Origin of the sequence: Bradyrhizobium sp. cir1 (assembly GCF_014198245.1) — a bacterium.
Taxonomy (GTDB): domain Bacteria; phylum Pseudomonadota; class Alphaproteobacteria; order Rhizobiales; family Xanthobacteraceae; genus Bradyrhizobium.
Genome location: NZ_JACIHE010000001.1, coordinates 105,113 through 117,172 on the forward strand (window position 1 = coordinate 105,113; position 12,060 = coordinate 117,172).

12 protein-coding genes are annotated in these 12,060 nt (G+C 62.1%); 4 read left to right on the plus strand and 8 right to left on the minus strand.

The features are described 5' to 3' along the window. Nucleotides 1–14: 14 nt before the first annotated feature. Nucleotides 15–1,319, minus strand: a complete 1,305-nt coding sequence (gltA, locus tag GGD63_RS00490) for a citrate synthase (RefSeq protein WP_183238963.1) — start codon at nt 1,317–1,319, stop codon at nt 15–17. Nucleotides 1,320–1,465: 146 nt separating this feature from the next. Further along, nucleotides 1,466–2,893 (minus strand): glutamate--tRNA ligase, encoded by a 1,428-nt coding sequence (gltX, locus tag GGD63_RS00495; protein ID WP_183238964.1) that lies wholly within the window; start codon nt 2,891–2,893, stop codon nt 1,466–1,468. A 156-nt stretch (nt 2,894–3,049) separates the two neighbouring features. On the opposite strand from gltX, the gene GGD63_RS00500 reads away from it, so the two are divergent. Both GGD63_RS00500 and GGD63_RS00505 read left to right on the plus strand, forming a co-directional pair. After that, complete coding sequence (locus tag GGD63_RS00500) at nt 3,050–4,726, plus strand: glutamine--tRNA ligase/YqeY domain fusion protein (RefSeq protein ID WP_183238965.1); 1,677 nt, start codon at nt 3,050–3,052, stop codon at nt 4,724–4,726. A gap of 5 nt (nt 4,727–4,731) precedes the next feature. Next, nucleotides 4,732–5,118 (plus strand): nuclear transport factor 2 family protein, encoded by a 387-nt coding sequence (locus GGD63_RS00505; RefSeq protein ID WP_183238966.1) that lies wholly within the window; start codon nt 4,732–4,734, stop codon nt 5,116–5,118. Nucleotides 5,119–5,158: 40 nt separating this feature from the next. On the opposite strand, the gene GGD63_RS00510 is transcribed toward GGD63_RS00505, so the two are convergent. The 3 genes from GGD63_RS00510 to GGD63_RS00520 are packed head-to-tail and all read right to left on the minus strand — an operon-like array spanning nt 5,159 to nt 7,388. Next, entirely contained in the window at nt 5,159–5,644 is a 486-nt protein-coding gene (locus GGD63_RS00510; protein ID WP_183238967.1) for an adenosine-specific kinase, read from the minus strand. A gap of 37 nt (nt 5,645–5,681) precedes the next feature. Then, nucleotides 5,682–6,362 (minus strand): phosphoribosylanthranilate isomerase, encoded by a 681-nt coding sequence (locus tag GGD63_RS00515; protein ID WP_183238968.1) that lies wholly within the window; start codon nt 6,360–6,362, stop codon nt 5,682–5,684. A 21-nt stretch (nt 6,363–6,383) separates the two neighbouring features. Beyond that, complete coding sequence (locus tag GGD63_RS00520; protein ID WP_183238969.1) at nt 6,384–7,388, minus strand: MBL fold metallo-hydrolase; 1,005 nt, start codon at nt 7,386–7,388, stop codon at nt 6,384–6,386. A 116-nt stretch (nt 7,389–7,504) separates the two neighbouring features. Here GGD63_RS00520 and GGD63_RS00525 point away from each other — a divergent pair, with 116 nt between their 5' ends. After that, complete coding sequence (locus GGD63_RS00525) at nt 7,505–7,954, plus strand: YbhB/YbcL family Raf kinase inhibitor-like protein (RefSeq protein WP_183238970.1); 450 nt, start codon at nt 7,505–7,507, stop codon at nt 7,952–7,954. 13 nt (nt 7,955–7,967) lie between these two features. Here the strand turns inward: GGD63_RS00525 and glnA are convergent, their stop codons facing one another. Continuing rightward, a complete protein-coding gene (gene glnA, locus GGD63_RS00530; protein WP_183238971.1) occupies nt 7,968–9,398 on the minus strand; it encodes a type I glutamate--ammonia ligase in 1,431 nt (476 codons plus the stop codon). Between the two features lie 126 nt (nt 9,399–9,524). After that, nucleotides 9,525–9,707, minus strand: coding sequence for a hypothetical protein (locus tag GGD63_RS00535; RefSeq protein ID WP_028171775.1), 183 nt, complete (start codon nt 9,705–9,707; stop codon nt 9,525–9,527). A gap of 245 nt (nt 9,708–9,952) precedes the next feature. Here GGD63_RS00535 and GGD63_RS00540 point away from each other — a divergent pair, with 245 nt between their 5' ends. Continuing rightward, complete coding sequence (locus GGD63_RS00540) at nt 9,953–10,315, plus strand: SPW repeat protein (RefSeq protein ID WP_183238972.1); 363 nt, start codon at nt 9,953–9,955, stop codon at nt 10,313–10,315. A gap of 176 nt (nt 10,316–10,491) precedes the next feature. Here the strand turns inward: GGD63_RS00540 and GGD63_RS00545 are convergent, their stop codons facing one another. Then, nucleotides 10,492–11,820 (minus strand): MFS transporter, encoded by a 1,329-nt coding sequence (locus GGD63_RS00545; RefSeq protein WP_183238973.1) that lies wholly within the window; start codon nt 11,818–11,820, stop codon nt 10,492–10,494. Nucleotides 11,821–12,060: the final 240 nt, after the last annotated feature.

The window sequence follows — 12,060 nt, forward strand, 5'->3', positions numbered from 1 at the left end:
GTGATGGCCGGTTCTTACTTGCGATCCTTGATCGGCACGTAGTCGCGTTTGGCGACGCCGGTGTAGAGCTGGCGCGGACGGCCGATCTTCTGCTGCGGGTCCTCGATCATCTCGCTCCACTGGCTGATCCAGCCGACGGTGCGGGCGACCGCGAACAGCACGGTGAACATCGAGACCGGGAAGCCCATCGCCTTCAGCGTGATGCCCGAATAGAAGTCGACGTTCGGGTAGAGCTTGCGATCGATGAAGTACTGGTCGCTGAGCGCGATCTTCTCGAGCTCCAGCGCCACCTTCAGCATCGGATCGTCGCCATGGCCGGTCTCCTTGAGCACGGCGTGACACATCTTCTGCATGATCTTGGCGCGCGGATCGTAGTTCTTGTAGACGCGATGACCGAAGCCCATCAGGCGGACTTCAGAATTCTTGTCCTTCACCTTGGCGATGAATTCGGGAATCTTGTCGACCGTGCCGATGTCGTAGAGCATGTTAAGCGCGGCTTCGTTGGCGCCGCCATGCGCCGGGCCCCAGAGGCAGGCGATGCCGGCCGCGATGCAGGCGAACGGGTTGGCACCCGAGGAGCCGGCGATGCGCACCGTCGAGGTCGAGGCGTTCTGCTCGTGGTCGGCGTGCAGGATGAAGATCTTCTCCAGCGCGTCGGCGAGAACCGGGCTGACCTTGTAGTCCTCGCAAGGCACCGCGAAGCACATGTTCAGGAAGTTCTCGGCAAAGCCGAGCGAGTTCTTCGGATACACGAAGGGCTGGCCGACGGTATACTTGTAGGCCATTGCAGCCAGCGTCGGGATCTTCGCGACCATGCGCATGGAGGCGATCATGCGCTGCTTGGGATCGTTGATGTCGGTGGAGTCGTGATAGAACGCCGCAAGAGCGCCGACCGCCGCCACCATGATCGCCATCGGATGGGCGTCGCGGCGAAAGCCCTGGAAGAAGCGGGCCATCTGTTCGTGCACCATCGTGTGATGGGTCACGCGGTAATCGAAATCCCTCTTTTGCTCAGCCGTCGGCAGGTTCCCGTAGAGCAGGAGATAGCAGGTCTCGAGGAAATCGCCGTGCTCGGCGAGCTGCTCGATCGGATAGCCGCGGTATTCCAGCACGCCGGCATCGCCGTCGATATAGGTGATCTTGGACTGGCAGCTCGCGGTCGAGGTGAAGCCGGGATCATAGGTGAACAGACCCGACTGGCCGTAGAGCTTGCCGATATCGACGACATCGGGCCCGATGCTGCCGCTGAGGATCGGGAGATCGAAGTTCTTGTTTCCGACCGTCAGCGTGGCGGTCTTTGGGCTTGGTTTTGCGTCCATCAGAGGTCCCCGATGTATGGTGAAACGGGCCGGACCCGGAAGGCCCCGATGAGATGGCGGGGCATGCCGGATGTTCCAGAAGGTACGGGGGAGATGGGTATATTATTGCTGTGTGCGCTGCAAGATCACCCGCACGCATGGCCTACTTACGTCGTAGATTGATCCTTGAGGCGCCCCAGGCTTTCTTGGCGTCCCAGCACGTCCAAAACCTCAAATATACCAGGCGACGTGGTCCGTCCGGTCAGCGCCGCCCGCAAGGGTTGCGCAACCGCGCCGAGCTTGAGACTATTTTCCTCAGCAAAAGCGCGCAGCGCGGCCTCCGTGGTGGCGCCGCTCCACGTCTCGACTTTCTCCAGCGCGGAATGAAGCTGGCCGATCAGCTTGCGGTTCTCAGGCGTCAGCAGCGCCTGCGCCTTGGGATCGAGCTGCAGCGGCCGGTCGGCGAAGATGAAATAGGCGCCGTCGATCAGCTCGATCAGCGTCTTGGCGCGCTCCTTCAGGGCCGGCATGGCCTTGAGAAGCTGCGCCCGCGTGGTGTCGTTTAACTTCGCCTTAATCTCGTCGCGGCTGGGCACGATATGATCGAGCACGTCCTCGAACATCCTCACGAGTGATTGATCGTCGGCGTGACGGATGTAATGGCCGTTGAGGTTTTCCAGCTTGGCGAAGTCGAAGCGGGCGGCGGCCCGGCCGACGCTGGCGAGGTCGAACGCTTCGATCATCTCCTCGGTCGAGAAGATTTCCTGGTCGCCGTGGCTCCAGCCGAGGCGAACGAGATAGTTGCGGAGCGCGGCCGGGAGGTATCCCATGGCGCGGTAGGCATCGACGCCAAGCGCGCCGTGCCGCTTCGACAGCTTCGAGCCGTCCGGGCCGTGGATGAGGGGGATGTGGGACATGCTCGGCAGCGCCCAGCCCATCGCGTCGTAGATCTGCTTCTGGCGGGCGGCGTTGATCAGATGGTCGTCGCCGCGGATGACGTGGGTGACGCCCATATCGTGGTCGTCCACGACCACCGCGAGCATGTAAGTCGGATTGCCATCGCCGCGCAAAAGCACGAGGTCGTCGAGGTTCTCGTTCTGCCAGACCACGCGGCCCTGGACCTGGTCCTCGATCACCGTCTCGCCGGTCTGCGGCGCGCGCAGGCGGATGGTCGGCTTGACGTCGCCCGGAGCCGTGGCCGGGTCGCGGTCGCGCCACATTCCGTCATAGAGGCGGGTGCGGCCCTCTGCGCGCGCCTTCTCGCGCATCGCGGCGAGCTCCTCGGCCGTGGCGTAGCAGCGATAGGCCTTGCCGTCGGCGAGCAGCTGCTCGGCGACCTCGCGGTGACGGGCAGCCCGGCTGAACTGGTAGATGACCTCGCCGTCCCAGCCGAGCTCGAGCCATTTCAATCCGTCGAGGATGGCGCCGATCGCCGCCTCCGTCGAGCGCTCCCGGTCGGTGTCCTCGATCCGGAGCAGCATCTTGCCGCCATGCTTCTTGGCGTAGAGCCAGTTGAACAGCGCCGTGCGGGCGCCCCCGATATGGAGGAAGCCGGTCGGAGAGGGGGCAAAGCGGGTGACGACGGAATCGGTCATTCTTGGCAGGGCCTATGCATTGGAGGCGGTGGTGTATAGCAGGACCGGAGCATAACTAAAGCCCGACGGCGGACGGCTTGAGGCCGTACTTAAGCCCTTGGCGCGGCCACGCGAATTTGGCAGAAGGACCGCTGATTTCCCTACAGGATTTTCGTAATGACAGAACCGGTGGCGACTGAGGTTGGGCGCGATTTCATTCGTGACATCATCCAGGCCGACCTCGACCAGGGCAAGTACAAGGAGATCGTGACCCGGTTCCCGCCGGAGCCGAACGGCTACCTGCATATCGGTCACGCCAAGTCGATCGCCCTCAATTTCGGCATCGCCCAGGAGTTTCCGGGCCGCTGCCATCTGCGCTTCGACGACACCAACCCGGTCAAGGAAGAGCAGGAATATATCGATTCCATCCAGGCCGATGTGCGCTGGCTCGGCTTCGACTGGGGCAAGAACCTGTTCTTCGCCTCGGACTATTTCGACCGCCTGTACGAATGGGCGGAGAAGCTGATCCAGGACGGGCTCGCCTATGTGGACGACCAGACCCAGGAGGAGATCCGCCTCTCGCGGGGCACGCTGACCGAGCCCGGCAAGAACTCGCCGTTCCGCGACCGCCCGGTGGAGGAGAACCTCGACCTGTTCCGCCGCATGAAGGCCGGCGAATTCCCCAACGGGGCGCGCGTGCTGCGGGCCAAGATCGACATGGCCGCGGGCAACATCAACCTGCGCGACCCCGTGCTGTACCGCATCCTCCATGCGCACCATCCGCGCACCGGCAACGCGTGGTGCATCTATCCGAGCTACGACTATGCCCACGGCCAGTCGGACGCCATTGAATGCATCACGCATTCGATCTGCACGCTGGAGTTCGAGGACCACCGGCCGCTCTACGACTGGTTCATCGAGAAGCTGCCGGTGCCCTCAGAGCCGCACCAGTACGAGTTTGCGCGGCTGAACCTGACCTATACGCTGCTGTCCAAGCGCGTGTTGACCCAGCTCGTCCGCGACGGCCATGTCGCCGGCTGGGACGATCCGCGCATGCCGACCATGGCGGGCATGCGCCGTCGCGGTGTGCCGCCGGCCGCTTTACGCGAATTCGTCAAGCGCATCGGCGTTGCGAAAGCCAACAGCGTGGTCGATGTCGGGATGCTCGAGTTCTGCATCCGCGAGGAGCTGAACCGCACCTCGCAGCGGCGCATGGCGGTGCTGAAGCCGCTCAAGGTCGTGATCGAGAACTATCCGGAAGGAAAGACCGAAGAACTCGAAGCGATCAACCATCCCGACAACGCCAGCGCCGGCACGCGCAAGATCACATTCGGCCGCGAACTCTATATCGAGCAGGACGACTTCATGGAGAACCCGCCGAAGAAGTTCTTCCGCCTGTCGCCGGGCAACGAGGTGCGGCTGCGCTATGCCTACTTCGTCAAGTGCACCGGCGTGGTCAAGAACGACGCAGGCGAGGTGGTGGAGCTGCGCTGCACCTACGACCCCGCAACCAGGGGCGGCAACGCGCCCGACGGCCGCAAGGTCAAGGCGACCATGCACTGGCTGCCGGCCGCGACGTCGGTGCCCGCGGAGATCCGCATCTACAACCAGCTGTTCTCCAATCCGAGCCCGGATGCCTCGAATTTCGCGGCCGATCTCAATCCGAATTCGCTGGAGATTCTCTCCGATGCGCGAATCGAGGCTTCCGTTGCCGAGAGCAATTCCACCGAGCCGATGCAGTTCGAGCGCCAGGGCTATTTCGTGCGCGACAAGGACTCGACGCCGGGCAAGCCGGTGTTCTCGCGCACCATCGGCCTGCGCGACACCTTTGCGAAGGAAGTCGCGAAAGGCTGAGGCAAATGAGCAGCGAAGCCGACGCCATCGTTTCCGCCATCATCGCGAAATGGTGCGCCGGCTTCGCAAAGCTCGATGCAGCGGCGCTGTCGTCGCTGTATGCGAAGAACGCGTTCTTCCTCGGCTCCAACCCGAAACTCTATCGGGGCAGGGGCGGGGTGGCGGACTATTTCAATGGCCTGCCGCGATGGCGCCAGCCGAGCGTCGGCTTCTCCGAGGTGGCTGCGGCTCAGGTCGTGCCCGATGTGATTAACATGGCCGCGATCGCATCATTCGACCTCGACGAAGAGGCCGTGCCGCTCTCGGTCAAGCTCACCTGGGTGATCGTGCGCGAAGACGGCGACTGGAAGATCGCGAGCCACCACGTGTCGTCCAGGGCTGCCCTGATCTAGCGCCGGAGGCGTACTTCATCGCAACCGCTTCATCCGGTCGCTACAGCTTGTAGCCGATCTTCCTCAGGAGGTCCTTCCGCCACGCAATGTCGGCGTCGGTCTCGATACCCAGCGGTGAGGCGCCATCCACTACGCCGAGCACGCCACGGCCGAGCTCCGTTTGCGCGACGATCACCTGCGTCGGGTTGGCCGTCGCGCAGTAGATGCGGCAGACCTCCGGCACCGAGCGCACGGCAGCCAGGACGTTGACCGGAAAGAAGCCGTCGCCCAGGAAGATCAGAAAAGTGTGGCCGGCGCCGATGGCCAATGCGTTGTTGCGGGCGTGAGTGAGGGCCGCTTCGTCATTGCCCGACCAGCGCACCAGCCGCTTGCCGGAGGCCTCGCAGAAGGCCAGCCCGAAGCGGATGCCCGGAACCGTGCCAACGAGCGCCTCGTGGAGGTCTTCCACGGTCTTGATGAAATGCGACTGACCGAAGATGAAGTTGGCCGCGTCCGGCTTGACGATGGGTACGACGGTGAGTTCCATGGTCGCGCTCCTCCAGGGGAGAGCTACACGATGCATGTTAGGCCGACGGAAAGCGATTGTCAGCCGCTGCCCGAGCCGCTTCGTGGAACCGGCGGACTCGCTCCAGGTCCTTGGCATGCGAACCGTCCTGATCCGTCTTCGTCTTGGAGTCGACGCCGGCTGGACGGACAGTTCGGATCGCTCCTGCGACGTTGTCCGGTCCGAGTCCGCCTGCGAGGACGACCGGAACACCGACGACCTCGACGATGCGGCGACTGATATTCCAATCATGCGTCACGCCGAGCGCACCGATCTGCTTGTCCGTGGACCGATAGCTGTCGAGCAGCAGAAAGTCTGCAATGCCAACGTAGCTCTGGGCAATCGCGACGCTTTCCTCGGAGAACACCGGTATGCTTCTCATCACGACGATCCCGGGCAACATGCGTTTGAGCGAAACAACATCTTGCGGGGAAAGCAGTTCGGCGCTGGCTCCCAAATGGACGATCGCGGGGTTGAGCTCGCGCGCCCGCGACGCAATCAAGGAGAGATCGCGGGTCAGAAACAGTGCCGAGAATTTCGATGGCGGTACAATTGCCGCGCCGATCTTGGAAGCCGCCGAGATCGGCAGTTCGCGCGGAAATTGGCCGTCTCCGACGAGCACGCCGATATGGTCGACACCAATGGCCGAAAGTGCTGACGCCTCTTCGGGGGTGGAGATTTCATAAATCTGGGTCAACATCGCGCGTAACCTCTCCGAGTCTCAGGCGCAAGATGCCCCGAACGCCGCCATCACCTCGGCCAGCATCCGCTCCTGCTCTCCCGCATAGCGCGGAGAGAAGTGAAAGGGCTCGACGCGGCGGACATTGGCTTCCCGCGCGATTTCTCCGGCAGCCGTGGTGGTAAGATGAGCCCGGTCCCGCGCCAACGCGGCGTCCGCGTCCGCAAACGCCGCCTCGATGAAGAGGATGTCCGCATTCTGAATCAGCGCCACGATGGCGGCACGATTGGCCGGCGTGTCGGCAACGTCGGTCACATAGGCGATTTTCTGCCCGGCAGTGACCGTCACGATGTCGCGCAGGCTTGCGAGTGGCACGAGTCGATCCGACTTGGCCGCTTCTTCGATACGGATCAAATGATCGTCGGCGCGACGCTCGACGACGGCCTTCTTCAGCGAGAGCAACCAGGGACCGACGGGTAGCCCGCGCTCCGACAGCCTGTTCTTCCAAACGTTGACATGGGCCGCTTCCTGCAGTGCAAAGCCGAGGCAGGGCGTGCCATGCTCAAGTATCGCGGCTGACACGCGATGGGTCGGTTCTTTGCAGAGTACGCCCGCAATGGTCTTGCGAGAGACGGATGGCTCTGCCGCGAAGCCCTTCCTCAGCCGGAACCGCGTTGTGGAGATGGAATTTTCCGCTCCAAGTTCGCTGACATCGAAAACAAGATCGCAGGGATAGTTTTCGACCAGGTTCCAGCGATAGGCCCGAAGCTTGTGGAAGACGTGCTCGGCAAAGCCGGGCGGACCGAACAGCTGCACCGATTTCTCGTGCCCGACGAGCAAACGCAGCAGATGGTCGAAGCCAACGAAATGATCGATATGCGCATGCGAGACAAAGACCTGGTCGACGCGTCGGATCTTCCGTGGCGCCAGGGAGGCAATCTCTCCAATATCGAACAGCAGACTTCGCTTCTCGAACAGCGTTTCGACATAGACCGTCGGATCGCCGTAGCGACCGTTGACCAGGCTCGGATGGAAAAGCGGTCGCATGACGAGCTATTCTGCTGCAACAGTCCCAATGCGTCTCCCCTCATCTTAGGGGACGGATGGATTCCGCACCAGGCAGGACCGAGCTAGAATACATCATTCGGATCGAGGAGAGAGCCATGAAACTCGTTTCAAGCGCCTTCGCCGATGGTGCCGCAATTCCGCGACGGTTTACCTGTGATGGCGAAAATCTTTCGCCACCTCTGCAATGGAGCGACGCGCCGGAGGGGGCGCGGAGTCTTGTCCTGCTCTGCGACGATCCCGATGCGCCTGCCGGCAAATGGCATCATTGGGCAGTCTACAACATTCCGCCGGCGGTCACGGAATTTGCGATCAACGCCGCGCAGAACGCCAGAATGAAGCAAGCCGTCAACGATTTTCGGAAGGTGGGCTATGGCGGCCCGTGTCCACCGCATGGCCATGGGCCTCATCATTATCACTTCCGACTGCTTGCCCTCTCGATTGAGAGCCTGCCGGCAAAGGCCAATGCATCCTGCGGCGACATCGAGCGAGAGGCGCGCAAACACGTGATCGCGGAAGCGACCCTCGTCGGTTGGTATGAGAGGTAGGCGAAAGAATGCCCTAGATGTCGTAGTAGAGATGGAACTCGTAAGGATGCGGTCGCAGCCGGATCGGGTCGACCTCCTTCTTGCGCTTGTAGTCGAGCCAGGTTTCGATCACGTCGGCGGTGAAGACATCCCCGCGTAGCATGAATGCGTGATCGCGCTCGAGCGCGTCGAGCGCCTGGTCCAGCGATCCCGGCGTGGACTTCACCTCCTTCGCCTCCGCAGTCGGGAGGTCGTAGAGATTCTTGTCGATCGGGCTGCCAGGGTCGATCCGCATTTCGATACCGTCGAGGCCGGCCATCAGCATTGCAGCGAAGGCCAGGTAGGGATTACAGGACGGATCGGGTGAACGAAACTCGACACGCTTTGCGCGCGGATTCGGCGAATACATCGGAATCCGGCAGCAGGCGGAGCGATTGCGCTGGGAGTAGACGAGGTTGATCGGAGCTTCATAACCCGGCACCAGGCGCCGGTAGGAGTTCGTGGTGGGGGCGCAGAGCCCGCACAACGCCCAGGCGTGGCTCAAAAGCCCGCCGATATAGTAGCGCGCGAGCTGGCTCAGCTCGGCGTAGTCGCCCTTGTCGTAGAACAAATTCGTCTCGCCCTTCCAGAGCGACTGGTGAACGTGCATGCCCGAAGCGTTGTCCTCGAACAGCGGCTTCGGCATGAATGTCGCGGTCTTGCCATGCTGATGTGCGGTGTTCTTGACCACGTATTTGTAGATCATCAGATTGTCGGCCATGCGGGTCAGCGTGGTGAAGCGCATGTCGATCTCGTTCTGGCCGCCGGTCGCGACCTCATGGTGATGGGCCTCGATCTGGATCCCCAGAGATTCCATCGTCAGCACCATTTCGGTGCGTAGCGCCTGCATGCTGTCGGTTGGAGGAACGGGAAAGTACCCCTCTTTCGGGCGCGGCTTGTGGCCGAGATTCGGTCCTTCATCCGTGCCGGTGTTCCAGCTGCCTTCGCTGGAGTCGATTGCGTGCATGGCGAAGTTGATGCCCTGTCCGTAGCGGACTTCGTCGAAGACGAAGAACTCGGCCTCCGGGCCGAAATAGCTCGTATCGGCACGCCCGGTACCCTTAAGGTAGGTCTCGGCCTTCTGGGCGATGTAGCGGGGGTCCCGGCTATAGGATTGGCCGGTCACGGGGTCGCGGATGTTGCAGATGAGAACCAGGGTCTTGGCCGGACTATAGGGGTCGAAGAAGGCCGTCGTCGGATCCGGGACGACGAGCATGTCGCTTTCCTGGATCTCCTGGAAGCCGCGGATCGATGAGCCATCGAATCCAATGCCCTCATTGAGTGCATCGGCATTCACCGCGCTCGGCGGCACGGAAAAATGTTGCCACGTCCCCGGCAGGTCGGTGAACCGCAAATCGATCATCTGGACTTTCTCGTCCGTAATCGCCTTCACGAGGTCTTCGGTTGTCGTACATTTCGCAACCATGGCTTCGCTCCCAGGTCAGCGTCCCGAGATCGCGTAGCCGTTCGGCCGCAACCTAGCGGCTCGCGACGGACTGTGGTCCACGTTCGGCGTTGTCGCCGCAGTCAGGCAAGCTTTGCGCGCCGGCAGTCAGCTTTGGTGCGGCCCGCGCATCAGCTTCATCGCATCTTCGATGTGCCGCCAGGTTTTTGCCAATTCGAGCTCGCCCTTCTGCTCGAGGTCGATGGCGTTTTGAGCGGCTTCCGCAATGGCCTTGGGGCCATGGGCTTCCAGCAACTGCCGCGCATAGTCGTGGATTTCCATTTCTCGCATGGCGTCATCTCCCTCTGCTCCGGGCGCGAACTTCCGCGGCACCGGGAACGGTCGACATTGACACCTGTCTAGCGGCGACAGTCTGCATCCGGGTGCGCCGCACTCGCAAGGGCCCTCTCCGGGCATGGGCGGCTGGCCTTGGACGCCGGCTCCCGGACCGGCCCTCGCGGCAACACAACGCAGGCCGGACGGATGGTTCATCGTCGGTGCGCCCCCATATGAATACCAGAAGGGAGGTGAGCATCATGCGCATCCAACATTGGCAAGACGCTGCCAGCCTGTTGGTGGGCGTATGGCTGGTCCTGTCATCCTTTGTCCTCGGCTTGTCCGGGGCGGCGGTCTGGATCACCATCGCGCTCGGGCTCGGTGTCATGCTGTTTGCCGTAGAGGCCTTTGTCATCCCGTCCTACCTGGAAGAGTGGGGCGAAATGCTGCTGGGCCTGGCGCTTGTGCTGGTGCCTTGGACCATTGGCTATGACCAGGCAGCAGCCACGGCGAGCAGCGTATTGTCGGGCCTGCTGGTGATCTTGTTTGGTGGCTGGGAGCTGACGACCGATCGTGACTTCAGCGCCTGGTGGCACGATCGCTGGCATCACCCGGCCGGCTGACAAGAGCAATCGGTCAAACTCTCCGCCGACCGCTATTGGCTGGCGGCCGGAGGCGCACGCGAGGACAACGCCTGGGCGTGACGGGGTTCGAATGATCTCGTCGCGCTGATGGCTTGGTGCAGGCCTTGCGGATCCTACACCAAGACCTGCACCAAGACCTGCACAAGGCTATTCCGTCACGATGCGGTTCGGGGCTCGATCGGCTGCCAGATGCTGATCTTGCGCGTCTCCGGCATCAGGAACAGCGCGAGCAGGAAGCATACCGCGGGGACCGCGATCGGGTAGATCAACGCGTAGCCGATGCTGCCGGTCGCCGCGAATGCCGCCGACGTAATGAACGGCACCAATCCACCACCCCAGCCATTGCCAATGTGGTACGGCACCGATACCGACGTGTACCTGATCCTGCCCGGAAAGAATTCCGCCAGGAACGCACCGACCGGCCCGTAGACCATTCCAACGTAGCAAACGAGGATGAAGATGATGAAGATCGCGGTCGGATAGTTGATGTTGCCGGGCTGCGTGACCGCTCCCAGCCACAGATACAGCGGATAGTAGGTGATCGCGGCGAGCAGCATGCCGCCCAGGATTACCGGCTTGCGGCCGATCTGATCCGACAGCCAGCCGAAGAAAATCAGGCTCGGTGTCGCAATCAGCAGCGCGGCTCCCACGATGTAAGCGGAGTTCAGCGGGTCCACCTTCGAGACCTGCTGAAGGAAGTACAGCGCCCAGAACTGACCGCTGTACCAGACCACGCCCTGTCCGATCAGGACCACGATTGCGATCCCGATGAATTTGACGTTCGAACTGAGGAAGGCCTCCTTCCACGGATTCGCCGTCATCTGGCCGCGGGCCCTGATTTCCTGGAAGATCGGCGTCTCCTGGAGCTGGAGCCGAATGTAGATTGCGATGGCCACAAGCAGGAAGGACACCAGGAACGGAATGCGCCACGCCCATTCGTCGAACGCCTGATTGCCGGACCAGGTCCGTGTCAGGATGATCACGGCCAGGGACACGACGATGCCGAGAGTGGGAGAGGTCTGCAGCCAGCCGGTGTAGTAGCCGCGCTTGTCATCCGGAACATGCTCTGCGACATAGGTGATGGCGCCGCCATATTCGCCGCCCAAACACAGACCCTGAATCATGCGCAGACCGAACAAAAGGAACGCCGCCGTCAGACCGATGGACTGGTAGGTCGGGATCAATCCGATTGCTCCCGTACCCAGTCCCATTCCGCTCAGCGTGATGAGGAACGTATATTTTCGCCCGACCCGGTCGCCCATCCATCCAAAGAGGAAAGCTCCCAACGGACGGATCAGGAATCCTGCAGTGAACAGCGCGATCGTGCTGAGGAGGGCTGCAACCGGGTGGGACTGTTCGAAGAACTTGACCGACAGAACTGCGGCCAGGCTGCCAAAGATATAGAAATCATACCATTCGATGACGTTTCCCACCGACGCAGCAACAATCACGCGGCGAAAATCGCTTGGTACTTGAATTGCCATGTGCTGCTCCTGTCAAATTCGAGCGCTAATCTTGGCGCTTGTCAGCGCCCTTCGCTCGCGCAGTACGCTTGGTGCGTGACGCCACAGGCGAGATTTGCGAGTTGCGTCCGCAACGCCAAATCTCAGGGAGGCTTGAGCCACCTGAGAAAGAGCTCCAGCGGTCGTTTCGGTACCGCGAGCTATCACAACCTGCCCGTCTGCCGGGGAGGCGGAGAACCAGTGTAGTCCCGCCGGGGCTGG